The following is a 23,501-nucleotide window of genomic DNA, read 5'->3' as shown; positions in this document are numbered from 1 at the left end:
TCTCGATGGCCGAGAGACCCTACAGCGCCGTGGAGTTGGTGCTGATCCAGGGGGCGTCGGTGCCGGCGTTGAGCACGCTGGGGCCGTCGATCCTCGTGGTCGCCCATGAGGTGCTCGCGTCCGGGTAGCCGTCGCCCGCGCCGAACTTGTTCCAGGCCCGGGTGGCCAGCGCGGCCTCGCCGGTCAGGCTCGCCGCGTACGCGTCCAGCCGGGAGTGGCCCTGGACCAGGCTCACCTTGAAACTCGCGCCGTAGCGGGCCTTCTGCTCGGCGGAGGTGGCGTTGAAGTAGCGGCAGTAGTCCAGCCAGGCGGCCCGGAAGCCCGGGATGTCGCTCTCGTCGAGAGTGCCGTCAGCTCGGCGGCGAGGAGCGGTTGCCCGGCGGTGGTGCCGACCGCGTGGGTGCCGCCCTCCAGGCAGGTGAGCTTTACCGGGGCAGCGGCGAGTGCACAGGACAGCCGGGTCGCCGCGACGGCTGCCGCTGCCGCCGGCAGGGCATCCCTGCGCGATGTCTCAGCCACGGTGACCGCCCTGGAGGCGCCAGACACGGAAGTCGGTGATGTGGAAGTGGCTCCAGGTGGTGCGGAAGGCGAACCAGCCGCTGGTGTACGGGTCCTCGTCGGTGTAGTCGAAGACCAGCTCGCCGTTGTCCCAGTACTGGATGTGCTTGCCGTCGGAGACCAGTCGGACACGGTTGGGCTCGTTCGCGGTGAGCAGCGGCGAGGTGTAGTCGTAGATCAGCGGCCGGGAGCCCGGCACGCCGACGTAACGGCGAAGCCGGGTGGTGGTGTTGGAGTTCGCGCCGAGGCCCGCGTAGTACGTGGTGAGCTGGTCGTAGTCGGCGAGGGCGCCGCTGCGGGGCGTGGCGAACAGGTTCTCCGGGGATTTCGGATCCCGGGCGTTCCAGAAGGAGTTGAGGTCGCTGACGCGGTCGTTGGCGCCGCCCGCCGAGACCGGGGTCGCCGTGAAGTCGATCTCGTACCGGCCGGCGAACGGCCGCTTGAACCACACCGAGGCCCCGGCGGGCACGTCGACGTCCAGCACGCCGTGCTTCGCCGTGACGCTGCCGCCCTTCTCCAGCTCGGTCGACCACTGGCCGGTGCCGTGCCGGAAGTCGTCGCGGGCCAACAACTGGCCTTGGTGGTAAGGGCCTTGGCCACTCGGTGCGGCGGCGGCACCGGTGGACAGGGCGGTGGTGAACGCGGCTGCGAGGCTCACCACGACGGTGGCCCAGGTGTAGCGCATCGGAAGATCCCTTTCTGTGGACGGCCAGAAGCGTACGGAAACCAATCCGTCCAATCAGTAAATGCCACAGAAGTGAAAAGAAGCGTTCACGATCAAGCGCGGATTCACTATCGAATCCCGCATGTTGGGCACGAGTGTGACGTGCTGTTACACGCCCTGATCGCCGAGCCGATCATGCGCAAAAACTTCGAAGAAGCCTACGCAGGCGGCCGACTCGTCGCCGTCAGGCGGCGTTCGATCGACCGGCGGACGCAGGACCTTCTGGGCGTCCTGGCCCGTGAGAACGACCAGAAGGACTCATCGCGGTCGGCCGCCGTACGGTCAGGGCTGTGGGGCGCTGCCCATCTCCGCGGTGAAGAGGACGGGGTCACTGTCGAATCCGCGGACCATCTCGCGGAATTCCCAATCCTGGGAGGCATCCCGGGTGAACTCCGCGAACGTCGCGGCGGTGGATCCGGAGAGCTGCGCGAAGTCGTCCTTCAGCAGCTCTCTGTACCCCTCGACAACCAGCACTCCGGCGTTCGACAGGTCGCCGAATTTCTTGGGGCCGCTGTTCTGGTGGATCGCCACGCCTACGACCACTCGTGCGAAGGAGGAAGCGAGGCGATTGAGCTCCAGGGTCATCGCTTCGACGTAGCCGAGGCCCTGACCGGTCTGGCTGTGCCTGCTCATGTTGATGGTGCCGTCCGGTGAGCGGCTGTCGAAGTGGACGACGTACACGGGTCGCCCGTAGGGAGCCTCCGCCGAGTAGGTGGTGGCGATGATGTCGAGATGGTGGGGCGGCTGGTTCCAGGGGCTCGGGTCCCACTTGAGCCGAACCTCTGCCTTCCCCACGCCCTGGCTGTCACTGTTCACTGGATGGTTGCCTCGCCCTTCCGAGCTATCGGGGGATGATCCCCACCCGGTCAAGTATGGCTCTCGGACATCCTGTTGAAGCCTTGTGCGGCCGCCTCGTTCGGCGGACGGGTGTCAGAGGTCCTTGGCGGGCCAGTCCAGCAGCCGTGCGCCGATCACCGCGGTCTGGAGCATGTAGCGGTGGGCGGGGTCGGCGGGGTTGGCGCCGGTGAGTTTGTGGATGCGTTCCAGGCGGTATGTCAGGGCGCGCACGCTGAGGGTGAGGCGGCGGGCGGCCTCGGCGGCGACACAGCCGGAGTCGAAGTAGGCGGTGAGGGTGTCGAGGAGGGGCTGGGCGCCCCCGCGGGCCGTGGTGAGCGGGCCGAGAGTGCCGGCGACGAGGTCGGCCATGGCTTGGCGGTCGCGGGTGAGCACGGGGTAGACGAGCAGGTCGGCGGAGCGCAGGACCGGATCGTCGAGGTCGAGGCGCTCGGCGAGTTCGAGGACGCCCAGGGCCTCTTCGTAGGACTGGACGACGCCTCCGGGGCCGGGCTGGGGGCGGCCGATGGCGACCCGGCCGCCGTCGGTGGCTGCGTGTGCCTGTTTGGCGAAGTAGGCGAGCACCTCGTCCTGGTGGCCGGGGGCGATGCACAGCAACCGGCCGTCCTTGGTGGTGAGCAGGACGCTGCGGTCGCCGAAACGGGAGATGAGCGCACGTTCCACCTGCTGGGGCACCGGGTCGCCCTCGTCGTAGGCCCCGGGGCCCTGCGCGACGGCGACCGCGTGGGCGTGGGACAGGCGCAGGCCGAAGCGTTCGGCGCGTTCGGCGAGGCGGCCGAGGTCGCTGCGGCCGTAGAGGAGGTCGTCGATGAACTCCCGGCGGGCGGCCTCTTCCTGGCGCACGGCGAGAAGCTGGGCGCGTTCGTATCCTTCGGCGAAAGCGTCGATGACCTGTTGGACGGCGGCAAGTGCGTCGTCGGCCGAGCCGGGTGGCCCCGGCCAGGCCGTGCGGGCAGCGGTCAGATGCACGTTGATGAGGGCGCGCAGTCCATGACCTGCCGCGGCGGCCTGCTCGCCCAGGGTGCGGCGGGAGACGATCTCCTCCCGGGTGAGGCGTCTCCCGGTGCCCGCTACTCCCGCCAGGATCTCGGCGTACCCATCCAGATAGTGCTTGGGAAGTTCCCGGTCTGTCATGTCGGCCCCCGGATTTTGACGCGCCGCTGACGGATTCTTAGCGGTCATCGGCATGCAGACCCTAATGAACACTGCCGGGATCCGGCAATATGCTGCCGCTGTCGAGTCGTACAACATGGCCCCACGGGGGCACGGTGGGATGGTTCCGGTGCCGGACACCGGCAGGTGTCCGGCACCGAGGCCCAGAACGACCGTGCGCCGTCGGAGACGACTGATGCGCGCCGAGGGCGGAGAGGGGGGCCAGGGCATGTCGACATTTCTGGCGGTGGCCACGGGCCTGCCCACGATCCTGCTGACCGCTGCCCTGGTCGTGGTCGTCTGCTTCTGGCTCCTGGCCGCCGCGGGCGTCGCCGATGTCGACAGCTTCGACATGGACGTGGACCTTGGGGCATGGCGCATGGGTGGTGTACCCGTGACGGTTGCCTTCTCACTGCTGACGCTGCTCGCCTGGAACCTGAGCATCGGAGCGGCGGCTCTGCTCGACGTCGTCGCGCTCCGGGGAACGGTCGCCGGGATGCTGCGCCTTGTCGTCCCGTCGGGGCGCTGTTCGTCGCCTGGGCCACGACCTGTCTGATCGTACGGCCGCTGCACCGCCTCTTCCCGGACGAACCCGTGCCGTGCGCGCCGAGCCAGGCTCTCACGGGTGCCGCTGAGCCGTCGGATGCCGACAGCCGGGATCTCCACGAGGGCGCGTCGCGCGATGCCGGGCTTCTTCCGCGGGGCCGCGCCGCCTGAGTCGGACCGCCGCCGGATCTCGTCTCCGGCCACTTCTCCCTGACGCTCAACTCCCTTACGCCTGAAGGACGTATGCCATGGTTGCCATGCTCGTGGGCATCGGCGTGCTCGTCGCCGTCTGCCTGCTCGTCGTCTCGCAGCTGTTCCGCAAGGTGGAGCAGGGCAAGGCACTGATCGTCTCCAAGCTGCGGAAGGTCGATGTGACCTTCACCGGACAGGTCGTCCTGCCGGTGCTGCACAAGGCCGAGGTGATGGACATCTCGGTGAAGGCCATCGAGATCACCCGGGCCGGCAAGGACGGGCTGATCTGCCAGGACAACATCCGTGCCGACATCCGGATCTCGTTCTTCGTGAAGGTCAACAAGACCGTCGAGGACGTCATCAAGGTCGCCCAGGCCGTCGGCACCGCACGGGCGAGCGACCAGAGGACGCTGCAGGAACTGTTCCACGCGAAGTTCTCCGAGGCGCTGAAGACCGTCGGCAAGCAGCTGGACTTCACCAATCTGTACACCAAGCGTGAGGAGTTCCGGTACCGGATCATCGAGGTCATCGCGCGGGAGCGGGAGCGGGAGACGCAGCTGACGCGGATCGCCGCCGACAAGGAGGTCGAGGCCGAGAAGCGGGAGATCGCCGAGGTCGTCCGCGAACGAGTCGTGGTGGACCGGACGGTGGCCGAGCAGGAGAAGTCCATCAAGACACTGCGCGCGGTGGAGGAGGCGGAGCGGCAGCAGGTCGTCATCGAGGCCGAGGCCGAGGCGCAGGAGCAGCTGGTCAAGGACATCAAGGCCGCTGAGGCCGCCGTGCACCGTGCCGCCGAGGAAATCACCCTGGCCGACGCCCGGTTGAAGAGCGCGGACCTCGACGCGCAGGCCAAGCTGCGGCTTGCCGAAGGCATCCAGGCCGAGTGCGCCGCCGAGGGGCTGGCCGCCGTCCAGGTCCGGGACAAGGAGGCCGAGGTCATCGAGAAGGCCGGCCGTGCGGAGGCGGAGGCGACCCAGGCCCGGCTGCGCGCCGAGGCCGAGGGCGTGCGGGCCGAGGCGGAGGGCATCGGCGGGAAGCTGAAGACCGAGGCCGCCGGTCTCACCGAGAAGGCCGCCGCGATGGCCGCGCTTGACGACGCCTCCCGCGGTCACGAGGAGTACCGGCTGCGCCTGGCGGCCGAGAAGGACATCCGGCTGGCGGGACTGGACGTGCAGCGGCAGGTCGCCGAGGCACCGGCCACGGTGCTGGCCACCGGGCTGGAGAACGCCGACATCAACATCGTCGGCGGGGACTCGGTCTTCTTCGACCGGCTGGTGTCCTCGATCGCGCTCGGCAAGAGCGTCGACGGATTCGTCCAGCACTCCGAGACGGCCCAGGCGCTTGTGAAGCCCTGGCTGGACGGCACCTCCAGCTTCACGGACGACCTCAGTCACGTCCTGGGCTCGGTCTCGTCGGCAGACGTGCAGAACCTGACCGTCTCCGCCCTGCTCATGAAGCTGATGAAGAGCGGCGGCGCCGGTGCCGGCCAGTTCCAGCAACTGCTGGACAAGGCGGGCGAGCTGGGCCTCGCCGACACTCCGCTCACCGCGGTCAACGGCAGCGCCGAGCTCTGACGACCCATGGCCGGGAGCCGCCGCACAGGGGAGGGCGGCTCCCGGCCATGTTTTCTGACTCTCCGGGAGGAGCGACCCCATTACCACCGGCCTGGACACCGGCACATACGAGGTGCTGCGCGACCGCCTCACCGCGCAGGCCGCCGAACTCACCCGCCGCGCCGAGGCGCTCAACACCCGCCTCACCGCGAGGTTCGGCTCCACCCGCCTCGAACTCGCCGCCACCGAGCGGCTGCGCACCGAGCACGCCTGCGTGCCCCGCGACATCGTCGCCGTCGGCGACACTCTGCTCTTCGGTCACAATGTCTTCCTCGGTCCCAGGCCGGTGACGACCGTCGGCGACGTCTTCGCGCTGCACGACCGCGACACCAGCTTCATGACCTGGAACCTGATGCACCTGGCAGCCCTGCTCAAATGCGCCGGAGGGATACCCGCCCACGGCAACCAGCGCACGGAGTGGGACGCCGGCTGCCGGCCAGGGGCGGACAACCCCGAGCACCGCTGAGCCGGACCGGGATGAGGGGCTCTTGCCGGCTCGACTCGAGCCCGGCGCCCAGGTACCGGGCTCAAGGACATTTGCCGTACGTGACCACCGACTCGTCCCCGGCAACCCGTCGGCACATGCCGCCTGCCGCGATGCGAACTCCGACGGCAACTCGACTGCTCCCAGCCGTATGCGACGGTACGGCGTAAGGATTCCGTCATCACCTGAGGGGTACGGGACGGCTGCCCGGCTCCGTTGAATTGGGAGACAAAGGAACTCCCAGGAGGCGAGGCGGAGATGGGGCGTGCGTGGAAGGTACTGACCAGGCCGTTGGTCATCGCGGTGCTGGTGGTGGCGGTCGGCGGGGCCGGCTTCGGCCTGTACTGGTTCCAGCCGTGGAAGCTGTGGCACGACGAGACCGTTGAGGAGGCCCTGCCCGGAGTGGTGGAGACCTCTGCTCCACCTGCTGCGGTGCCCTCGGCCGAGCCTTCCGAACAGCGCTCGGCCCCTGGTTCGCAGACGCTGGCGCGTGGTGAGCTGATCAGCCACGAGCACGCGACATCGGGCACGGTGAAGCTCGTACGGCTGGCTGACGGCGCTTATGTCGTCCGGTTGGAGAACCTCGACACCAGCAACGGGCCGGAGCTGCGTGTGTGGCTGACCGACGCACCGGTGAAGCGGGGGCGGGCCGGGTGGCACGTCTTCGACGACGGAGAGTACGTCAGCCTTGGCAAGCTCAAAGGCAACAAGGGAAGTCAGAACTACGCCCTGCCCAGGGACGTGGATCCGTCGAGCTACAGCAGCGTGAGCATCTGGTGCGACCGTTTCGACGTGTCGTTCGGCGCCGCGCAGCTGGCTCGCGTCTGACAGCGTTGGGGATCGGCGACCGTTCGCGGCGCTGAGCCCAGCGCGTCGCCGGTCTGGCCGCGTGGCCACCCACGAGGGACTGCCCGCCGTGGCCATGCGCGCGGTCGCCACCGGGTCGGCGTGTCGCCGCGCATCGCGCGATACCCCACCGTCACCGCACTCGCTTCGACGCGCTGCTCGCCGAAGCGGTGTCCCCCATCAGCTGTATGTGTTGGTCAGCGGCCGCCGGTGAGTTCGCCGCTGAGCGTCTTGTGGATCCGGGCGCTGGGTTCGTTCAGGCCGATGATCTCGACGGTCTTGCCGCGCTGTGTGTACTTGGTCTCGATGGCGTCCAGGGCGGCGACGGAGGAGGCGTCCCAGATGTGGGCGGCGGACAGGTCGATGACGACCCTGTCGGGGGCGCCCGCGTAGTCGAACTGGCCGACCAGGTCGTTGAATGAGGCGAAGAACAGCTCACCAGTGACCCGGTAGACCACCGTGCTGCCGTCGGGGTCGGTGACGATGGTGACCTCGGCGAGGTGGACGACGCGCTTGGCGAAGATGACCATCGCGGTGATCGAGCCGACGACGACGCCGATGGCGAGGTTGCTGGTGGCGACCACGCACGCGACGGTGATCGCCATGACGGTGATCTCCCCGGCCGGCATGCGCTTGAGCGTCTTCGGCGTGATGGAGTGCCAGTCGAAGGTCGCGAAGGACACCATGACCATCACCGCGACCAGGGCGGCCCCGCTCCCAGGGCGGCTTCCGCCTCTACGCCGAGGCCGACGTCGCCCGCCTGATGGTCATCCGCCGTATGAAGCCACTCGGTTTCACCCTCGACGAGATGCGCGCCCTGCTCGACACCACCGACCGCCTCGACTCCGGCGAGGAACTACCGCGCGTAGATCGTGAGCAACTGCTGCAGCGCATACGCGGGTTCGAGCAGGCCGCCCAGCAGCGGGTCGCCGATCTGCGTACGCAGCTGGCCCGGGCGGAGGAGTTCGCGACGACGCTCGCGGAACGCCTGACGAGGACTTCCGCGTCCTGAGCAGTCCCGGATCCCTGTTCCCCTCGGGGCCTCAGGCCGTGGGACGCAGCCTCGTCGCCGGGAGAACCGACAGTGGCAGCCTGTGGACGGTGGGCAGGGCGGGCAGACCTTACGAGAGCCTGACGTGGTGGTGAAACCCCTCGTGGCCCGCTCGTCCCGCAGGTAACTCTGGTGCTGCGCGCCGCCGTTCCGTGGTGGCGGCGAAGGTCCTAGGAGCAATGCATGAGCAGGCACACCAGGCGCAGGTCATCGCTACAGGTCCGGCTGACCGTCGCCGGAGCAGGGATCCTCGCCGCGGTGGCGGCCGTCACCATGGTGAACCTCGCCTCCGCCGGGGAACCGCAGCGGTCCGGGCGCACGGCCAAGGCCGGCCACGCGGTCTTCGTACAGGGCAACGAACTCGCAGGTAACACCATCCACGCCTTCGAGCGCGGTGACGACGGCGCGCTGAGTCCCGCGGGCAGTTACGCGACCGGCGGCAAAGGAGGGGACCAGGTCGACGCGCCCACCGACTCGCTCGCGTCCCAGGGCTCCCTCGTCTACGACGACAGGTCGGGCTCACTGCTGGCGGTCAATGCGGGCAGCGGCACCGTGACCTCGTTCCGGGTCCAGGGGCAGAAGCTGACGAGTCGCCAAGTCATCTCCTCCGGCGGGGACTTCCCCGCATCGATCGCCGTCTCCGGCACGCTGGCGTACGTCATGAACGCGGGCGGGGAAGGCAGCGTCCAGGGATTCCGGATCACCGCGAAGGGCCTGGTGCCGTTGAGCGGTTCCCATCGCTCGCTCGGACTGGACAACGAGAAGGTGCCGCTGTTCAGCAGCTCGCCCGGTCAGGTCGCGTTCACGCCGGACGGCCGTGCGCTGGTCGTCACCACCAAGTCGGCGAACACCGTCGAGGTCTTCCCGATGCGGCGCGACGGACGTCCCGCCCATCGGCCGGTGGTCAACGACTCGGCGGGCGGCGTGCCGTTCGCGATCACCTTCGACAAGGGCGGCCGGATGCTGGTGGCCGAGGCCGAGAAATCGACGGTCAGCACGTACAAGGTGCGCGCCGACGGAACCCTGAAGGTCGTCCAGCAGCCCCTGGCCAACGGCCAGAACACGCTGTGCTGGCTGGAGCGGGCCGGCGACTTCTTCTACGGCGGCAACACCGGCAACTCCACTGTCACCGGTTACCGCACCGACCGGCACGGAGAGCTCGCGCTCAGCAACGACGTCGGTATCGCCACCCCGCCCTCGGCCATGTCGCAGGGCGTGATCGACCTGGCGGTGAACAGGGACAATAAGTTCCTGTACGTGCAGAACGCCGTCTCCGGCACGGTCGACGGCTTCCGCGTCGGCAGGAACGGCTCGCTCACCAAGGTCACCACCGTCACAGGACTGCCCTCCTTCGCCGAGTCCGGCATGGAGGGCATCGTCGCGGTGTAAGGAAGCGGCCACCGCGGCCCGACGCCCCGGACATCCCTGTCCGGGGCGTCACGCGTGTGAGCGGCCATGCTGACAGTGTCCGGCGGCGTCGGCCGTCGTCAGGCCCCGTACGGGCTCTCGGCCGTGCGTCGCCACCGGGAGGTCGAGCAGCAGGCGGCCCCGGGCAGCAGGTCGCCCTGCCACGCGCCGAAGACCACCGTGTACCCGCGCCGCATCAGATAGCCGTTGCCGGCGTCGGCGAGCGTGCGCGGGCGATTGGTGTGCGGGGCGTCGCAGAAGTACTGCACGGCCCGCTTGTTGCCGCGGTTGCCCCAGTCGAAGAACAGACGCTGGCGCCCGCCGTCGACCGGCCGGAAAATCTCGACGTCCCCGCTGAAGCGCACCCTGCCCGTACTGTCGCGAGGTGCGAGCGCGAGGTCGGTGATCGAGGCGTGGGCGGGTGCTCGCGGATCCACCGAGTAGTGGGCCGTGGCGGTGATCGCTTCGTACGCGCCGCTCCCGGCGAAGCGATGACCGTCGGCGAACGGCTCACGGCTGTGGATCTCCAGCCGCACGGGTTGCTCCTGGGGAACAAGGCTCATCGGGCCGCCTCCTGCAACAGCGCGGAGTCGGGCCGCCAGCCCAACTCGGGTGCGATCAGGTGCCGTACGTCGTGCAGGATCTGTTCGTAGTCGACCCGGTGGAACTCGTACGGCAGCTCCAGACGCAGCTCCGGGACGGCCGCGACCACGGGATCCGCCGCCAGCTGCTCCAGGATCTGGTCCGCCGTCCCGACCACGTCCGGGGCGAACAGGATCCGCTTCGGGCCGTGCGGTGCCAGGGTGCGCGCGTGCCGACTCGCCGCGTACTTCCGGTAGCGGGCCCGCGTGGACGCGTCCGCGCTGTCGAAGGGCACGATCACCCGACCCAGCGCCACCCGTGTCGGACGCTCCCCGGAGAGGGTGCGCCGGTACTCGGAGAGCAGGGCGAGCTGGGCCGTGGTGAAGTCGTCGGTGCCCTCGCCGGTGACGATGTTGCCGCTGAGCAGGTTCAGGCCGTGCTCGCCTGCCCACCGGACCGAACGCAGACTGCCGCCGCCGTACCAGACCCGGTCCACCAGGCCGGGGTTGTGCGGCTGCAGGCGTGGCCGCTGGGTGTTGCCGGGAGACTGGATGACCGTGTCCGGGCCGCCGAGGTAGTCGCCGCGCAGATGGTCGATGAGGCGGGCGATCCTGCCGTACGACAGGTCGAAGGCGCGCCAGTCCCCGTCGTACACCAGGTCGCCGAGGAGTTCGGCGTGCGGCATGCCGGTGCTGAGACCGACCTGGAGCCGGCCTCGGGACAGGACATCGGCCAGCGCCAGATCCTCGGCGAGCCGGAACGGGCTCTCGTACCCGATCGGGATGACGGCGGTCCCCAGCTCGACCCGCGAGGTGCGCTGACCGGCCGCGGCGAGGAAGACCGCGGCCGAGCCGACACCGTGTTCGAGATGGCGTTGTCTGATCCACGCGCCGTCGAAGCCGAGACGCTCGCCGTACTCGAACAGCTGCAGCGTCTCCTCCAGACCTGTGTACGGGTCGTCGTCGGCGAAGTTGCCCGGGGTGAGAAAGGCCAGCGAACTGATCGCGGGGGTGCTCATACGGTGTTCTTCCGTCCTGGTCGGGTCGGGGTCGTCCGGGGGGCGTCCCGGTGGCGCCGGGTGCTCAGGACCCGCCGCGCTCGCGGGGGAGCTTCTCCCCGGCCTCGATCGCCACGGGCAGCCGGTTCTCGGCCGGCGGCAGCGGGCAGGTGGCCAGGTCGGTGTAGGCGCAGGGCAGGTTCGTCGCCCGGTTGAAGTCCAGGACGACCGTGCCGTCGGCGGCGGGCGCACCCAGGGAGAGGGCCCGGTTGGCCGCGTAGGTGGTGACCCCGGAAGTCGCGTCGGTGAACAGCACCAGCAGACTGCCCGGGCCGTGTCCGGGGAACGCCGTCAGGGCCAGGGGACGTCCTTCCAGCTCGAACTCGACGCGGCCCGGGGCGTCGTACACGTGCTCAAGGCCTTCTACCGCCGCGCCCACGGTCGTCGGCCGCGGCTCGTCGAAGGCTGTGTAACGGCCGGTCACCGCCCAGCGGGGCTGCGGGGCGTAGGCGGGCGTGCCGGTGAACGCGGTGCGCAGCGGATTGTCCGGGTGCCGGGGACGGACGATGTCGTGCCGCTCCCAGCGAGTCGGCCCTGTTCTCGTATAGCTGCCGCCAGGTGGTGAGTAGCTCTCTGTAATCACCCTTGACCTGCGGCGACGCTGCGGAGCCAGTCGCCCGATCGTCGGGCCAGGGAAGCACTTCGGTGTCCTCCAGTCTGCTGACCTGCGGTTTTCTTTAAGCTCGGGATTCGTGAACTCACGTACTGGGCCCTGTACTCGTGAAGGTGCCGCCCGGAGCATGCTCCGGGCGGCACCTTCACGAGTACAGGGCCCAGTCGGAGGCCCGCGACAAGCTCGCCAGACTCACCGAACTCCTGCCCCCGCAGGTAGCCCTCGCGGACCTCTCGTACTGGCTCGGCGTTGGACGGTCCGCTGCCCGAACTCCCGCTCTCCAACCAGTCGCAGACCGCACAGCAGCAGATCTACGCGGAGGCGCGCCGCGACAACCTCACCATCCGCGACCTCGTCCGGCGCTTCGCGAACGACGACCGCACCGTCACCGGGACGCCGGAGCAGATCGCCGACCACATCGAGGAGTGGTTCCACGGCCGCGCCGCCGACGGCTTCAACGTGACCTTCCCGTATCTGCCCGGCACCCTGTCCGACTTCGCCGAGCTGGTCGTACCCGAACTGCGCCGCCGAGGCATCTTCCGCACCCACTACACGGGCACCACCCTGCGCGACCACCTCGGCCTGCCGAGGCCGGCCCGGCTCGGGTGAGAACCGCCCGGCAGTGAGGGGGTGCCGTCCGGTGGGCGCGTAGGAGCAGTCGCGAAAGCGGCGACGGCCCAGAGGCCGCCGCCGCGTGTTCGGTGCCGTGGAGCAGGTCAGCGCTTGGTGTAGATGAAGCCGAGCTTGTCGATCTCGTCGCCGGCCCGCCCGTTGAACCCTGCGAGCTGCCATCCCGACGGCGCGGTGCGTGTCACGCAGTCGGACGTGGTGCTGCCGCCGGCCAGGGTGCGGCCGAGGTTCGTGGCGAACTTGGCGTAGAAGATCCGGGTGTGGCCGTCCTTTTCCGCCTGGCACAGCTGGGCGGAGGTGACGTATTCGCCGCTGCCCAGCGTCAGGGACGACGCCGTGCCACCGGTGCCGCCGTGGGTCAGGGTCTTGCCGTTGCCGAGGGTCAGGGCGACGCTGTCGACTCGGGAGCCGCTGCGCAGCGTGAGGCTGACCGGGCGGGCGCCCGCCGGTACGGCGTCGATGTCGTTGTAGTAGTCGCCGTGCGGGCCGCCGAACTGGTCGCTGAACTGATAGTCGGCGTTGCGCGACCAGGAGAAGCCGACCGCGACCGGGTCGTGGTCGGAGAGCATCAGGCCGCCGTCCGTGAGGAACCTGGCGTGCTCGTTGTTGTAGGACGTGGCGTTGAGCGAGACGAGCTTGCTGCTGCGGTAGAGGACCTTGTCGACGATCTCGCAGGTGTTGGGGACGGTGGTCCCGGTCTGGTCGCAGACCAGGGCGTCGCTGCCCTTGACGGGCGGTGTGCCGCCGCGGATCAGCTGGACCCAGGCGTCGGTAAGGCCGTTGGCGGCGTTGAACTCGGCGATGGTGTCCGCGGAGCGGGTGTAGCGAGTGTTGGTGTCACCCATGACCACGACGGCGTTTCCGGCCGAGTGGGTGGAGATGAAGTCGGTGAGCTGGGCCAGGTTGGAGGCGCGTGAGGCCTCGTCGCCGTCGTTGGTGCCTGCGTTGGTGTGCAGGTTGTAGAAGTCGACGTAGACGCCCTCCGCGAGACGCTCACGGATGAAGGTGAACCCCTTGGGCGTCAGGCAGTCGCCGGAATCCCACTGGCAGGAGTTCCAGTGCACCCGCTCGAAGTCGTCCTCGTCGTAGGGGAGTTTGGACAGGGTGTTGAGGCCGCTGCCGATGCCGGCGCCGCCGCTGGTAGGTGTGCGGTAGGCGTGCGCGGTATCGGCGGCGTAGAGGTAGGCGTGGTAGTTGAAGTCCTCCTCGACGTGCACGATGTCGTACGGCGCTATGCGCTGGCCGATCGCCGTGGTGCTGGTGTCGCGCGGCGTGGACGCGCTGGAGAGCAGCGACGGCAGGCCGGCGACGTTGTAGGTGAGGGTGCTGAAGGACCCGGAGGCCGGGTCCGCTGCCGCTGCTGGGGACGCGGTCGCGGCGAAACCGCCGCAGGTGACGGCCGCGGCCGTGAGGCAGGTGAGAAGACGGCGCATGAAGCGGAACTCCTGTGAAGTGGAGAGTGGCAGGCGGAACCTACCGCCGGTAACGGGCTCCTGTCGCCGGGTCGGGCGGGGGAGATCGAAACTTGACCCAGTGGTCTAGGCCAGGAGCCTCCGTGGTGGTGTCAACGGCGGGTTCGGCCCTCGGAAAGCGTCCGGACGGTCGCAAGATTGGTGACCAATTGGCTCAAGGTTCCGGCGGAGTTCATGAGCGTGGGCGCAGGATCGTCGACGGTGGCTCCGGCGGCATGTTCACTCGGTCGCGCCGGGTGTCGATCCGTGTGTTCGGCTATGTCATGCGGCGTGGCGTACGGGCCCGACGTGCGGATGCTCTTGTGAACCCAACCGTCGTGCTGGTGCACGGAGCGATGCGCACCCCCTGACTTCGAACCCCTGCGCAGGCCCGCACCCCGCTCGCCGACGGCCTCCGACCGGCGTAGGTCCGCACGGTTGCCGTTGTCCTGCGCGCGCCTGTACGGCGTCTGCAACTCCGGCGCCGGTGCGTCTCTCGGCGGTAGGTGGTGAGGTATCCGCAGTCCTTCGAGGCGGCGTCATTGCGTACGACGATTGGCAGTCCTTCTTCGTCCGGGGTGGTGCACACGGTCCGGCGGCGCAGCCGGTCCAGGCCGGGTGCCTTCGAGCACGCGGCATCGCGCTGGGACCAGGGGACATGTGACTCCTGGGGGCGGCGAATCCTGCGGCCTCGACAGTGAGGGGTGTCAGACTGACCGCTCCATTGGGCTAGGGGATGGGGACCGACCACCGTGCCGGACAGCCGATCAGACACACCTTCCGAGGAGCAGCCGGAAGAGCGGAGCACGAGCGGTGAAGGACCGGCGGTGGTCACCATCGCGTACATCGCCGAGTTCGCCGGCGTCTCGGTGCCCACCGTGTCGAAGGTGCTCAACGGCCGGTCCGGGGTGTCGGACGAGACGCGGGCCCGCATCGAGGAGCTGATCCACCGGTACGGCTACCGCAAGCCGCCGAAGAACCGCAGCAAACTCGTGGAGCTGGTCTTCCGCGAGCTGGAGAGCATGTGGGCCGTGGAGATCATCCGCGGTGTCGAACGGGTGGCCAGGCGGAACAGGGTCGGTGTCCTGGTGTCGGAGTTCGGTCTCCAGGACACTCCGGTCAGGACCATCGACGACACCCTGGAACGGCGCCCGCAGTGCGTCCTGTCGGTGGCGCAGCTTTCGGAGGAGGAGCGGGCCCAACTGAAGGCGAAGGGCATCCCGTTCGTCGTTTTCGACCCGAACGGGGAGCTTCCCGACGACGTGCCGTTCGTGGGTGCCACCAACTGGAGGGGCGGCCACTCCGCGACCCGCCATCTCGTCGGGCTGGGGCACCGGCGCATCGCCATGATCAGCGGTCCTGATCATCCTTTCTGTCTGGCGCGATTGGCCGGCTACACCTCGGCGCTCACGGAAGCCGGCCTGCCGGTGGATCCGGACCTGGTGGTCAAGACCCTCCTCACCCGCGAGGACGGCTACACGGCGGCCCTCGGCCTGCTCTCCCGGCCCGAGCGTCCCACCGCCGTCTTCACCGCCAACGACATGCAGGCCATGGGCGTCTACAAGGCCGCGCGTGAGCTCAAGCTGAACATTCCGCAGGACCTGAGCGTGGTGGGCTTCGACGACGTACCGGCCGTCGCCTGGGTGGACCCGCCCCTGACCACCGTGCACCAGCCCCTGGCGGAGATGGCGGTGGCCGCCACCGAACTGGCACTGGCACTGGGCCGCGGCGAGGACGTGCCCCAGGTGGGCGTGGAGATCGCCACCACCCTCACCATCCGCGAGAGCACGGCCCCACCGAAGAGCTGAGCGGACCGGGGGAGAACCCCGGGTGCCGGGTGGGCACCCGGGGCGAAGGGCGGCTGTCCGTCAGCCGACGGTGCCGGTCACCGAACCTCCGGACTTCGTCACGCGGTACGTCACTGTGGCACCGCTCCAGAAATGGAAGATGAGCGTCGCCTGCGCGTTGTCCCGCAGCGAGTTGACGAATTTCGAGGTGAGCAGGAGAGCGTTGCCCGGGTAGTCGGGGGAGAAGGCTTCGTTGAACTCCTGGTAGGGAGTCCAGTCCGTCGGGCCGGCGTTGCCGCCGTCGGCGTACCTGGCCTCCATGGTCGCCAGCAGGTCGCCGCGGAACTGGGTGGGGATGGTGACACCGTTGGTGTTGCCGGTCGCGTTCGAGAGGGCCGGCGTGTCGTACGAGGTCACGTAGATCTTCCAGGGCAGGCCCCGGTTGAACCGGGCCTCGACGGTCGCGTTGACACCGTAGGCACGGCTGCCGGCCAGCCGGGTGAGAGCGGTGGCCGTGAGCGTGAGCTGGTTGCCGGAGACGGCGAAGTCCCGGCCCTGGGTAAGCATGGTGTTGCCCTGCCAAAGCCCCTGGAAACTACCGCCGTTCGGGATCAGGGTAAGCGTCTTGGCGGTGATCGCGCTCGATTTCGCCAGGAAGATCCGGTCCGAGGAGGCGGTTGCTGAGCGGGTGGTCCAGCTCGACTTGATCTGGTTGATGAGGGCGGGGTCGCGCCACTGCAGCGTGGTGCGGTTCAGGAAGTTGAAGGCGTCCCACAGGGCCGTGGTCACTCCGGCCGTGCGGGCTTCGTAGCCGAACTGCTCGAAGTACTTGAGCGCCTCGCCCAGTTCGACGCGGTCGGGGTGGTTGTGGTCGGGGTAGTTCAGCAGGCCGTACTCGCCCAGGTAGACGGGGATGCCCTTGGAGGTGAGGGTGTTGCGGATCCGGGTGAAGGTGTCGCTCATGTCCTTCTGGGCGGTGGCGTCGAACTGTGTGCCGCCGGCGACGTTCACGCTGAACGGGTACCAGCCGTAGAAGTGCACGGTGGCCACGAGGTTGGGGTCGTTCAGCGACTTCATCTCGCTGACCAGGATGTCCAGGAAGTCCTGGGCGGCGTTGGTGTGGAGGGTGGGCAGCATGAGCAGCCGGGTCGCGTTGTTGCCGCCGGACTGGCGTACCAGGGTGTGGAAGGCGGTGTTGAGTTCGTTGTTGTACTGGTTGCCCTGGGCGTCGGTGGTGTTGTTGAACTGCGGCTCGTTGTTGCTCTCGAAGAGCAACGCCTGCGGGGAGTCACGGAACTTGGCCGCGATCTGGGTCCAGGTGGCCTTGAAGCGGGCCAGGACGTTGTCGTGGTCGGTGGGCATGGTGGCGATCCACTGCCATGAGTCGTGATGGACGTTGAGCACGACGTGGAGACCGTCGGCCAGCGCCCAGTCGACCACCTGCTTGACGCGGTTCATCCATGTCGCGTCGATCGTGTAGGGGGCGGTGGAGGACTGGTGGCCGCCCCAGGTGACAGGGATCCGGACACTACGGAAGCCCTGGGCCTTGATGGTGTCGAACAGGGCCTTGGTGGTCAGCGGGTTGCCCCACGAGGTCTCGTCGGGGATGGCGTCGAGGGTGTTGCCCAGGTTCCAGCTGGGCTGCATCGCGGCCACCGTGTCCATCGAGGCGGCGGCGAGCTTGACCATCGGGAGCCCGGTCAGGGACGCGTCCTTGTGGCTCGGTACGGCGAACGCGGTGGTGCCGGTCAGCCCGATCGTGGCGACCAGCGCCACGAGGAGGCCGAACAGACGGCCGGGGCCGCGACTGCGGCGCCGGGTGGGGTGTGGGGTTCCCTTCATCTTTGATCCTTCTCTGTTGGCCGAGCGGCGGTTCCGCCCGTGGGGGGATGGGGCGACAGGTGGTCGATGGAGGGACCGGACGTCTCCGGTCGGCGACGTGGTTCCGTGGCATGCGGTGAAGGCTCAGGGCGCGAGCGGCTCGTAGTCGAACCAGTCGAAGTGGACCGTCCCGGACGCGGCGTACATGCCGATGACCCGCCCGGTGAAGCCGCCGGCCACCTCGGTCGACAGATAGCGGCCGTCGAGGGCGCAGAGCTCGCTGAACGTGCCGTCCGGCTCCTCGACGCCGAGCGCGAGCGTGTCGGGCCCGGTGCGGGCGTCCCGGGGAGGCGTGGCGCAGACGCGGACGCCGAGGACCACGGGCCCGGCGGGCACGGACCGGGATCCCACGAGGGTGCGCAGTGGTCCGATACGGCTGAGGACGCGCACCTCTCCTTCGGACGCCTCGATCTCGTAGTGGTGCTCCTCGTCCAGGCGCACGGCGAGGCCGCCGCTGCCGTCCGCCGGGTCGATCCGCGTGCGTGCCTCGCACGTCAGGTGCTGCTGGCGGCGGCCGGCGAACACGATGTCCGGCTCGTCCAGGGAGCCGCCCCGGGCGCGCAGGGTCAGCCAGCCGGACCGTTCCTCGGTGGTGCAGTGTTCCGCCGGACGATCACGTACGGAGATCCACTGCGGCCGCAGCTCGCTGAGGTCGAAGTCGTCCCGGACCGCCTCGACCGGGCCGGGGACGAGCGGCCAGGAGGGCGCGGGCAGTTGGGGTGTCACCTCGCCGACGACGGGCCACTCGTCCACCCACTCGACCGGCGCCAGGAAGGTCTCCCGGCCCAGCACGTGCCAGCCCGGGCTTCCACCGCCCGGCCGGACGCCCAGGAACACCATCCACCACGAGCCGTCGGGCCGCTGGACCAGGTCCGCGTGGCCGGTGTTCTGGATGGGATGGTCGGTGCCGCGGTGGGTGAGGACCGGGTTGTCCGGGCACGGCTCGAACGGTCCCGTGGGCTTGCGTCCACGGGCGATGGAGACACCGTGGCAGCGCTCGGTGCCGCCCTCGGCGATGAGCAGGTACCAGTAGTCGCCGATCCGGTACAGATGCGGTGCTTCCGGAGCCTTGGCGCCGGGGGCGCCTGACCAGAGCTGGTGCGGCGGTCCGAACGTCTCCCCGGTGTACGGGTCGATGCGGACCTGCGAGACCCCGGCGACCGTGCACCAGCACGTGCCGTCCTCGTCCCAGGCGAGGTCCGGATCGATGCCGGGGACCTCGGGCAGGTGGACCGGGTCCGACCAGGGCCCGGCGGGGTCGGTGGCGGTGAACAGCATGTTGCCGCCGCCCTCGGTCACATTGGTGACGATCAGCCAGAATCGGCCGTCGTGGTGGCGCAGGGTGGGGGCGTAGATGCCGCCGGAAGACGGTGTGCCCGTCAGTCGCAGCTGGCTCGGCCGGTCGAGGGCGTTGCCGATCTGCGTCCAGTGCAGCAGGTCGCGGCTGTGGAAGACGGGGATGCCGGGAAAGTACTCGAAGCTGGAGCAGACGATGTAATAGTCGTCGTCCACACGGCAGATGCTGGGGTCGGGGTGGAAGCCGGGGATGACGGGGTTGGCGACGGTGACGTCCGCCTGCTGCTTGTCCGACACTGGGTCAGGTCCTTTCGGTGGTGCGGTTGTCGCGGGCCGGCAGTTGGCTCTCAGCACGCCTCGGGCACGGGTGTGGGTGGGGCGGATCACTACGGCGGACGGAGCCGTGGGAGCCCGGTCTCAGGGGCATGGAGTTCGGCGCCGAGGACGTGCCGGTCGCCGTCGCGGGGCGGGCAGCCGTGGTGACGGAGACGGCGATCTCCATCAAGAGCGGGACATGCACATCGGTACGCAGCGGTACCACCAGGGCGATGATGTGCGGGCGGCGGCCGGCCGGCGTGCGGGCTGCCCGCGTGGGGGTGGTGGCCGAGCGCGGCCACGGAACGGCGGACGCGACCCCGGGTCTCGTCGGAGATCTGACGCCCGCCGTTGAGCACGTGGCTGACCGGGCTGGTCGGGACACCCGCGTGTCCGGCCACAGCGGTGATGGTCACCATGACGCTGTCTCACCCCTTGATCGCGCCCGTGAGGACACCGGTGCGGAAGTGCTTCTGGACGAACGGGTAGACGACCAGCAGCGGTACGAGCGTCAGGACGACCACCGCCATCTGCAGCGACAGCGGAGCGGTCTGCGCGTTCGCGGAGCCGAAACCGGCGTTGACGGAACCGGGCAGGCCCACACACCGCGCTTGGCGTCGGTCAGCTCCTTGCCCAGGTTCATCAGGTCGTCGGCGGACGTCACGTCGTCGGCGGTGATGCTCTTCGACTCCAGGATGTCGCGCCGGTAGAAGGTGGTCCCGGCTATGGAGAACCTGGTGGACCCGCCCGGTATGCCGTACAGCTTGTTCCCCCAGGCGCCGGTCTGCCAGGCACCGGACGGGACGGCGGCGAGGTTGGGGTATTTCTTGATCTTGTCGCCCGACAAGTAGGGCGTCAGGTCCGCGAGTTGGGAGTCCGCCAGTCGGCCGACGTTGAAGGTGGCGTTCCATCAGGTCGGCAACTGGATCCAGTCGGGCAGGCGTTTGGCGGCCGTCATGGTCGGGATGATGGTGGCGTAGTTGTTGCCGTCCGCCGGTTTGATCGTCAGGTCGACGCCCAGGGCCTTGTTCATGGCCTGGAAGAAGGAGTTCCCCGGCGGCGGCACGGTGCCCCACAGCGGTGTGACCGCGGTGTGGCTGCCGCCCTTGCCCGGCATGCCGGAGACGGTGGTGGGGTGCTCGGCGGGGTAGTGCAGGAAGCCGGGGCCGGTGGCCGTGTCCGGGCCGTTCGGCACCGAGGGGATGTCCGGATCGAGGGACGTGCTGGGCACGTAGGCGGGGAGTGCCTTCTTTAACCCCGACGCGCTGTTTCCGCCGGTCTGCTGCTGTCCACCGTCTCCGCAGGCGGACAGTACAGGGGCCATCGCGGCGACCCCTGCCACGGTGGCGGCTCTGCCGACGAAGCTTCTGCGGTTCAACTCATTGGTCATGGCGGCGGCCCTTCTCCTTCTGAGTGTCGAAGCGCTTCACTTGGCGGCGAACGTTAATGACATGTTTCTCGCGGAACAAGAGGCTGAAAGCCAGGAAACTTTCTTTGCCTGACGTCATTGACAGCCTGCGGGGCCGGTGGCAGCGTCGAAGCGCTTCAACACTCCGCACCCAGCCTGCTCAGGGGTCTGCCTCGTGGGTTCTCCGTCCCTGTCCGCCGCCCACCGCCCGCCGTTCCGTGACCCGGCGCTGCCGGTCGACAAGCGCGTGGACGACCTGCTCGGGCGGCTCACGCTCGGCGAGCGGATCGCGCTGCTGCACCAGTACGCGCCGGCTGTCGAGCGACTCGGCATCGCCGCGTTCCGTACCGGCACGGAGGCGCTGCACGGTGTGTCCTGGCTCGGCGAGGCGACCGTCTTTCCACAGGCCGTCGGGCTGGGCGCGACCTGGGACGAGGATCTGGTCCGTGAGGTGGCCGAGGCCGTCTCGGTCGAGCTGCGCGCCTTCCACCGCCACCGCCCGACCGCGAACGGCGTCGGCGCCAACAGTCTGCAGGCGTGGGCCCCGGTGGTGAACCTGCTGCGCGATCCGCGATGGGGCCGCAACGAGGAGGGCTACTCCGAGGACCCGACGCACACCAGCGAGGCTCGGCACCGCCTACTGCCGGGGCCTGGCCGGCGACCATCCGGCCTATCTGCGCGCAGCCGGGGTGCTCAAGCACTTCCTCGCCTACAACAACGAGGACGACCGCTGCGTCACCTCCTCCGGTCTGCGCCCCCGCGTCCTGCACGAATACGACCTGGCCGCCTTCCGCCCGGTCGTCGCCTCGGGCGCGGCGACCGGCGCGATGGCCGCGTACAACCTGGTCAACGGCCGCCCCTGCCACGTCAGTCCGCTCCTTGAGGAACTGCGGAGCTGGGCCGTGCCGACCGGGCACGAACTGTTCGTCGTCAGCGACGCCGAAGCACCCTCCAACCTGGTCGAGCTGGAGCACTACTTCGACGACCACGCCGAGGGCCACGCCGCGGCGCTGACAGCCGGCATCGACAGCTTCACCGACCAGAACGAGGACAGCTCGACCGTGGTCGGCCGACTGCGCGAAGCCCTGGACCGCGGCCTGATCGACGAGGGGCACATCGACCGAGCGGTACGGCGCCACCTGCAACTCCGCTTCCGGCTGGGCGAGTTCGACCCGGAACTCGACCCGTACGCCGACATCGGCCCGGAGGTGATCGACTCGGCGGAGCACCGCGCCCTGGCCCTGCGCGCCGCGACCGACTCGGTGGTACTGCTCAAGAACGACGGCCTGCTGCCCCTCCGGGCGGACCGCGCACCGCGCATCGCCGTCATCGGCCCGCACGCCGACGCCCTGTACGAGGACTGGTACAGCGGCACCCTGCCCTACCGGGTCGGCATCGCGTCCGGCCTGCGCGCCGTGGCGGCTGACATCGTGGTCGTGGAGGCCGCCGACCGGATCGCCCTGCGCTCCCGCACCACGGGCGAACCGCTCGGCGCCGCCGCGTACGACGTCACCGAGTGGGGCGACGGGGTGCTGACCCTGCGCGATGCCGACACCGGCCCCTACCTCACCCGCAGGGACGACGACTCGCTCGTCGCCGACCATGCGGTGATCAAGACCTGGTTCGTCAACGAAACCTTCCTGCTGGAACCCGACCCTTCCGGCGACGCAGACTCCGACACCGTGCTCCTGCGCCACGTCTTCACCGGCCGCTATGCCGTCGTGGACCCTGACGACGGCAGGGCCACCGCTACCGCCGACAGCCCGCAGACGGCCGAGCGCTGGCGGCGCGAACTGCTGCGGGACGGTGCGGCCGACGCACGCGGCGCCGCCGCGACGGCCGACGTCGCGATCGTCGTCCTCGGCAACCACCCGCTCATCAACGGCCGCGAGACCGAGGACCGTACGGGCACCGCACTGCCCGCCACCCAGGAAGCTCTGCTGCGCGAAGTCGCCGCGGTCCGTCCGGAGACCGCGCTGGTCGTCATGAGCAGCTACCCCTACGCCGTCGACTGGGCGGCGGAGCACCTGCCCGCCCTGCTGTGGACCTCCCACGGCGGGCAGGAGACAGGTCGGGCGCTGGCCGCCGTACTGTTCGGCGACGCCGACCCGTCGGGCCGGCTGCCGCAGACCTGGTACCGAGGCGACGACGAACTCCCGCCCCGGCTCGACTACGACGTCATCAAGGCGGGCTGGACCTACCAGTACCACCGAGCCGCACCCCTGTACGCCTTCGGCCACGGCCTGTCCTACACCGACTTCACCTACGGCGACCTGTGGTTGTCCGATCCGACAGTGCCGCAGGACGGCGTCCTCGACGTCACGGTGACGCTGTCCAACACCGGGGCGTTGCCCGGCAACGAGGTGGTCCAGCTCTACGTCCGTGCCGTGGACGCGCGTTACGAGGCGCCCCGGCTGAAGCTCGCGGACTTCCGCAAGGTACGCCTGGAACCAGGGGAGAGCCAAGAAGTGGTCTTCCGGCTTCCCGCCGACCGGCTCGCCCACTGGGACGTGGCCACCGGGGCCTTCACCGTGGATCCCGGCGCCTACGAGGTCCTCGTCGCCCGGTCCGCGGAACACGTCGTCCGGACCGGGCGGTTGACGGTGACCGGGCCGGCCCCCACACCCCGCGTGGTGGTCGGCCGACGCATCCTGGCCGCCGACTTCGACGACTACACGGACGTCACCCTCGTCGACGCCACCCGTACCGCAGGCGACGCGGTCGCCCCGACCGATCCCGCGCTCCCGGCCGCTCTGCTGTTCCGTTCCGTCGACCTGTCCGGCGTCACGCGCTTCGAGGCGGAGGTCGCGCGCGAGAGCACCGGGCCGGATGAGGCACGCCTTGAGGTCCGGGCCGGCGACCGGCTCCTGACACACGTAACTCCGCCAGTCACCGGAGGCCGCTGTACGTGGACAACGGTGAGCTCCGACACGACCGCCCCCGGCGACGGTGTCCAGGACCTACAACTGACCCTGCACGGCGACTTCCGCCTCGCCTCTTTCTCCTTCGGCCTGGCCGGGGACGCGGACGCAACCGCGTGAGCGGCCCCGCCT

Annotated in this window: 16 protein-coding genes and 9 pseudogenes; 10 read left to right on the top strand and 15 right to left on the bottom strand. The window is 69.4% G+C overall.

Annotated features, from left to right (window positions below; genetic code table 11):
* Window positions 1-19 precede the first annotated feature (19 nt).
* From G3I71_RS50240 to G3I71_RS05765, 4 genes and pseudogenes are all read right to left on the bottom strand, one after another.
* Window positions 20-343: pseudogene (locus tag G3I71_RS50240) on the bottom strand (Tat pathway signal sequence domain protein); the annotation flags it as partial.
* A 168-nt stretch (window positions 344-511) separates the two neighbouring features.
* The gene (locus tag G3I71_RS05775) at window positions 512-1,243 is read right to left on the bottom strand and encodes a DUF6250 domain-containing protein (RefSeq protein WP_203729450.1); all 732 of its coding nucleotides are present in this window, start codon (window positions 1,241-1,243) and stop codon (window positions 512-514) included.
* A 321-nt stretch (window positions 1,244-1,564) separates the two neighbouring features.
* Window positions 1,565-2,098, bottom strand: coding sequence for a TerD family protein (locus G3I71_RS05770; RefSeq protein ID WP_164312815.1), 534 nt, complete (start codon window positions 2,096-2,098; stop codon window positions 1,565-1,567).
* 114 nt (window positions 2,099-2,212) lie between these two features.
* Window positions 2,213-3,271: a CdaR family transcriptional regulator gene (locus G3I71_RS05765; RefSeq protein WP_164312814.1), complete on the bottom strand. Its 1,059-nt coding sequence runs from the start codon at window positions 3,269-3,271 to the stop codon at window positions 2,213-2,215.
* 247 nt (window positions 3,272-3,518) lie between these two features.
* Between G3I71_RS05765 and G3I71_RS05760 the strand changes: the two genes are divergently transcribed.
* The 5 genes and pseudogenes from G3I71_RS05760 (at window position 3,519) to G3I71_RS05745 (ending at window position 6,952) form a co-directional block, all read left to right on the top strand.
* Window positions 3,519-3,845, top strand: a complete 327-nt coding sequence (locus G3I71_RS05760) for a hypothetical protein (protein ID WP_203729446.1) — start codon at window positions 3,519-3,521, stop codon at window positions 3,843-3,845.
* A gap of 238 nt (window positions 3,846-4,083) precedes the next feature.
* Window positions 4,084-5,601 carry a hypothetical protein gene (locus G3I71_RS05755; protein ID WP_164312813.1) on the top strand — a complete coding sequence of 506 codons (1,518 nt, stop codon included), beginning with the start codon at window positions 4,084-4,086 and terminating at the stop codon, window positions 5,599-5,601.
* Window positions 5,602-5,680: 79 nt separating this feature from the next.
* Window positions 5,681-5,968, top strand: a pseudogene (locus G3I71_RS52615) (DNA repair ATPase); the annotation flags it as partial.
* Window positions 5,960-6,106: pseudogene (locus G3I71_RS52610) on the top strand (flavodoxin family protein); the annotation flags it as partial. The pseudogenes G3I71_RS52615 and G3I71_RS52610, both read left to right, overlap by 9 nt.
* A 276-nt stretch (window positions 6,107-6,382) precedes the next feature.
* Window positions 6,383-6,952: a DM13 domain-containing protein gene (locus G3I71_RS05745; protein WP_164312812.1), complete on the top strand. Its 570-nt coding sequence runs from the start codon at window positions 6,383-6,385 to the stop codon at window positions 6,950-6,952.
* Between the two features lie 215 nt (window positions 6,953-7,167).
* Here G3I71_RS05745 and G3I71_RS05740 read toward each other — a convergent pair.
* Window positions 7,168-7,680 (bottom strand): annotated as a pseudogene (locus G3I71_RS05740) (STAS domain-containing protein); the annotation flags it as partial.
* A gap of 2 nt (window positions 7,681-7,682) precedes the next feature.
* On the opposite strand from G3I71_RS05740, the pseudogene G3I71_RS05735 reads away from it, so the two are divergent.
* A pseudogene (locus G3I71_RS05735) lies at window positions 7,683-7,982 on the top strand (MerR family DNA-binding protein); the annotation flags it as partial.
* Window positions 7,983-8,204: 222 nt separating this feature from the next.
* The gene (locus G3I71_RS05730) at window positions 8,205-9,410 is read left to right on the top strand and encodes a beta-propeller fold lactonase family protein (protein WP_164312811.1); all 1,206 of its coding nucleotides are present in this window, start codon (window positions 8,205-8,207) and stop codon (window positions 9,408-9,410) included.
* A 98-nt stretch (window positions 9,411-9,508) separates the two neighbouring features.
* On the opposite strand, the gene G3I71_RS05725 is transcribed toward G3I71_RS05730, so the two are convergent.
* The 3 genes and pseudogenes from G3I71_RS05725 to G3I71_RS05715 form a co-directional block, all read right to left on the bottom strand.
* Window positions 9,509-9,991 (bottom strand): hypothetical protein, encoded by a 483-nt coding sequence (locus tag G3I71_RS05725; protein WP_164312810.1) that lies wholly within the window; start codon window positions 9,989-9,991, stop codon window positions 9,509-9,511.
* Window positions 9,988-11,028, bottom strand: a complete 1,041-nt coding sequence (locus tag G3I71_RS05720; protein ID WP_164312809.1) for an LLM class flavin-dependent oxidoreductase — start codon at window positions 11,026-11,028, stop codon at window positions 9,988-9,990. Before G3I71_RS05720 ends, G3I71_RS05725 begins: the two co-directional genes overlap by 4 nt.
* A 64-nt stretch (window positions 11,029-11,092) precedes the next feature.
* A pseudogene (locus G3I71_RS05715) lies at window positions 11,093-11,581 on the bottom strand (DUF1684 domain-containing protein); the annotation flags it as partial.
* A gap of 348 nt (window positions 11,582-11,929) precedes the next feature.
* Between G3I71_RS05715 and G3I71_RS05710 the strand changes: the two are divergent.
* Window positions 11,930-12,289, top strand: a complete 360-nt coding sequence (locus G3I71_RS05710) for a hypothetical protein (protein WP_239148937.1) — start codon at window positions 11,930-11,932, stop codon at window positions 12,287-12,289.
* Between the two features lie 107 nt (window positions 12,290-12,396).
* Here the strand turns inward: G3I71_RS05710 and G3I71_RS05705 are convergent, their stop codons facing one another.
* Window positions 12,397-13,743: a jacalin-like lectin gene (locus tag G3I71_RS05705; protein WP_164312808.1), complete on the bottom strand. Its 1,347-nt coding sequence runs from the start codon at window positions 13,741-13,743 to the stop codon at window positions 12,397-12,399.
* A gap of 845 nt (window positions 13,744-14,588) precedes the next feature.
* On the opposite strand from G3I71_RS05705, the gene G3I71_RS05700 reads away from it, so the two are divergent.
* The gene (locus G3I71_RS05700; RefSeq protein WP_343242860.1) at window positions 14,589-15,569 is read left to right on the top strand and encodes a LacI family DNA-binding transcriptional regulator; all 981 of its coding nucleotides are present in this window, start codon (window positions 14,589-14,591) and stop codon (window positions 15,567-15,569) included.
* A gap of 60 nt (window positions 15,570-15,629) precedes the next feature.
* Here the strand turns inward: G3I71_RS05700 and G3I71_RS05695 are convergent, their stop codons facing one another.
* From G3I71_RS05695 to G3I71_RS05670, 6 genes and pseudogenes are all read right to left on the bottom strand, one after another.
* Complete coding sequence (locus tag G3I71_RS05695) at window positions 15,630-17,390, bottom strand: cellulase family glycosylhydrolase (protein WP_164312806.1); 1,761 nt, start codon at window positions 17,388-17,390, stop codon at window positions 15,630-15,632.
* A gap of 123 nt (window positions 17,391-17,513) precedes the next feature.
* Window positions 17,514-19,022, bottom strand: coding sequence for a glycoside hydrolase family 43 protein (locus G3I71_RS05690; RefSeq protein WP_164312805.1), 1,509 nt, complete (start codon window positions 19,020-19,022; stop codon window positions 17,514-17,516).
* Between the two features lie 169 nt (window positions 19,023-19,191).
* Window positions 19,192-19,459: pseudogene (locus tag G3I71_RS50905) on the bottom strand (LacI family DNA-binding transcriptional regulator); the annotation flags it as partial.
* Between the two features lie 9 nt (window positions 19,460-19,468).
* Window positions 19,469-19,594, bottom strand: a pseudogene (locus G3I71_RS50900) (carbohydrate ABC transporter permease); the annotation flags it as partial.
* A complete protein-coding gene (locus tag G3I71_RS05675) occupies window positions 19,552-19,887 on the bottom strand; it encodes a hypothetical protein (protein ID WP_164312725.1) in 336 nt (111 codons plus the stop codon). The gene G3I71_RS05675 and the pseudogene G3I71_RS50900, both read right to left, overlap by 43 nt.
* 63 nt (window positions 19,888-19,950) lie before the next feature.
* Window positions 19,951-20,430: a hypothetical protein gene (locus G3I71_RS05670; RefSeq protein ID WP_164312804.1), complete on the bottom strand. Its 480-nt coding sequence runs from the start codon at window positions 20,428-20,430 to the stop codon at window positions 19,951-19,953.
* 193 nt (window positions 20,431-20,623) lie between these two features.
* On the opposite strand from G3I71_RS05670, the pseudogene G3I71_RS05665 reads away from it, so the two are divergent.
* Window positions 20,624-23,489, top strand: a pseudogene (locus G3I71_RS05665) (glycoside hydrolase family 3 C-terminal domain-containing protein).
* The last annotated feature ends 12 nt before the right edge of the window (window positions 23,490-23,501 follow it).

It is taken from the genome of Streptomyces sp. SID12501 (assembly GCF_010550245.1).
Classification (GTDB): domain Bacteria; phylum Actinomycetota; class Actinomycetes; order Streptomycetales; family Streptomycetaceae; genus Streptomyces.
This window is presented reverse-complemented; position numbering and strand designations above follow the sequence as displayed.

Bases quoted from the DNA above. Each gene is read 5' to 3' on its own strand.
- G3I71_RS05765 (WP_164312814.1), bottom strand. From the start codon at position 3,271: ATGACAGACCGGGAACTTCCCAAGCACTATCTGGATGGGTACGCCGAG.
- G3I71_RS05775 (WP_203729450.1), bottom strand. From the start codon at position 1,243: ATGCGCTACACCTGGGCCACCGTCGTGGTGAGCCTCGCAGCCGCGTTC.
- G3I71_RS05745 (WP_164312812.1), top strand. From the start codon at position 6,383: ATGGGGCGTGCGTGGAAGGTACTGACCAGGCCGTTGGTCATCGCGGTG.
- G3I71_RS05720 (WP_164312809.1), bottom strand. From the start codon at position 11,028: ATGAGCACCCCCGCGATCAGTTCGCTGGCCTTTCTCACCCCGGGCAAC.
- G3I71_RS05760 (WP_203729446.1), top strand. From the start codon at position 3,519: ATGTCGACATTTCTGGCGGTGGCCACGGGCCTGCCCACGATCCTGCTG.
- G3I71_RS05755 (WP_164312813.1), top strand. From the start codon at position 4,084: ATGGTTGCCATGCTCGTGGGCATCGGCGTGCTCGTCGCCGTCTGCCTG.
- G3I71_RS05695 (WP_164312806.1), bottom strand. From the start codon at position 17,390: ATGAAGGGAACCCCACACCCCACCCGGCGCCGCAGTCGCGGCCCCGGC.
- G3I71_RS05730 (WP_164312811.1), top strand. From the start codon at position 8,205: ATGAGCAGGCACACCAGGCGCAGGTCATCGCTACAGGTCCGGCTGACC.
- G3I71_RS05670 (WP_164312804.1), bottom strand. From the start codon at position 20,430: ATGACCAATGAGTTGAACCGCAGAAGCTTCGTCGGCAGAGCCGCCACC.
- G3I71_RS05725 (WP_164312810.1), bottom strand. From the start codon at position 9,991: ATGAGCCTTGTTCCCCAGGAGCAACCCGTGCGGCTGGAGATCCACAGC.
- G3I71_RS05705 (WP_164312808.1), bottom strand. From the start codon at position 13,743: ATGCGCCGTCTTCTCACCTGCCTCACGGCCGCGGCCGTCACCTGCGGC.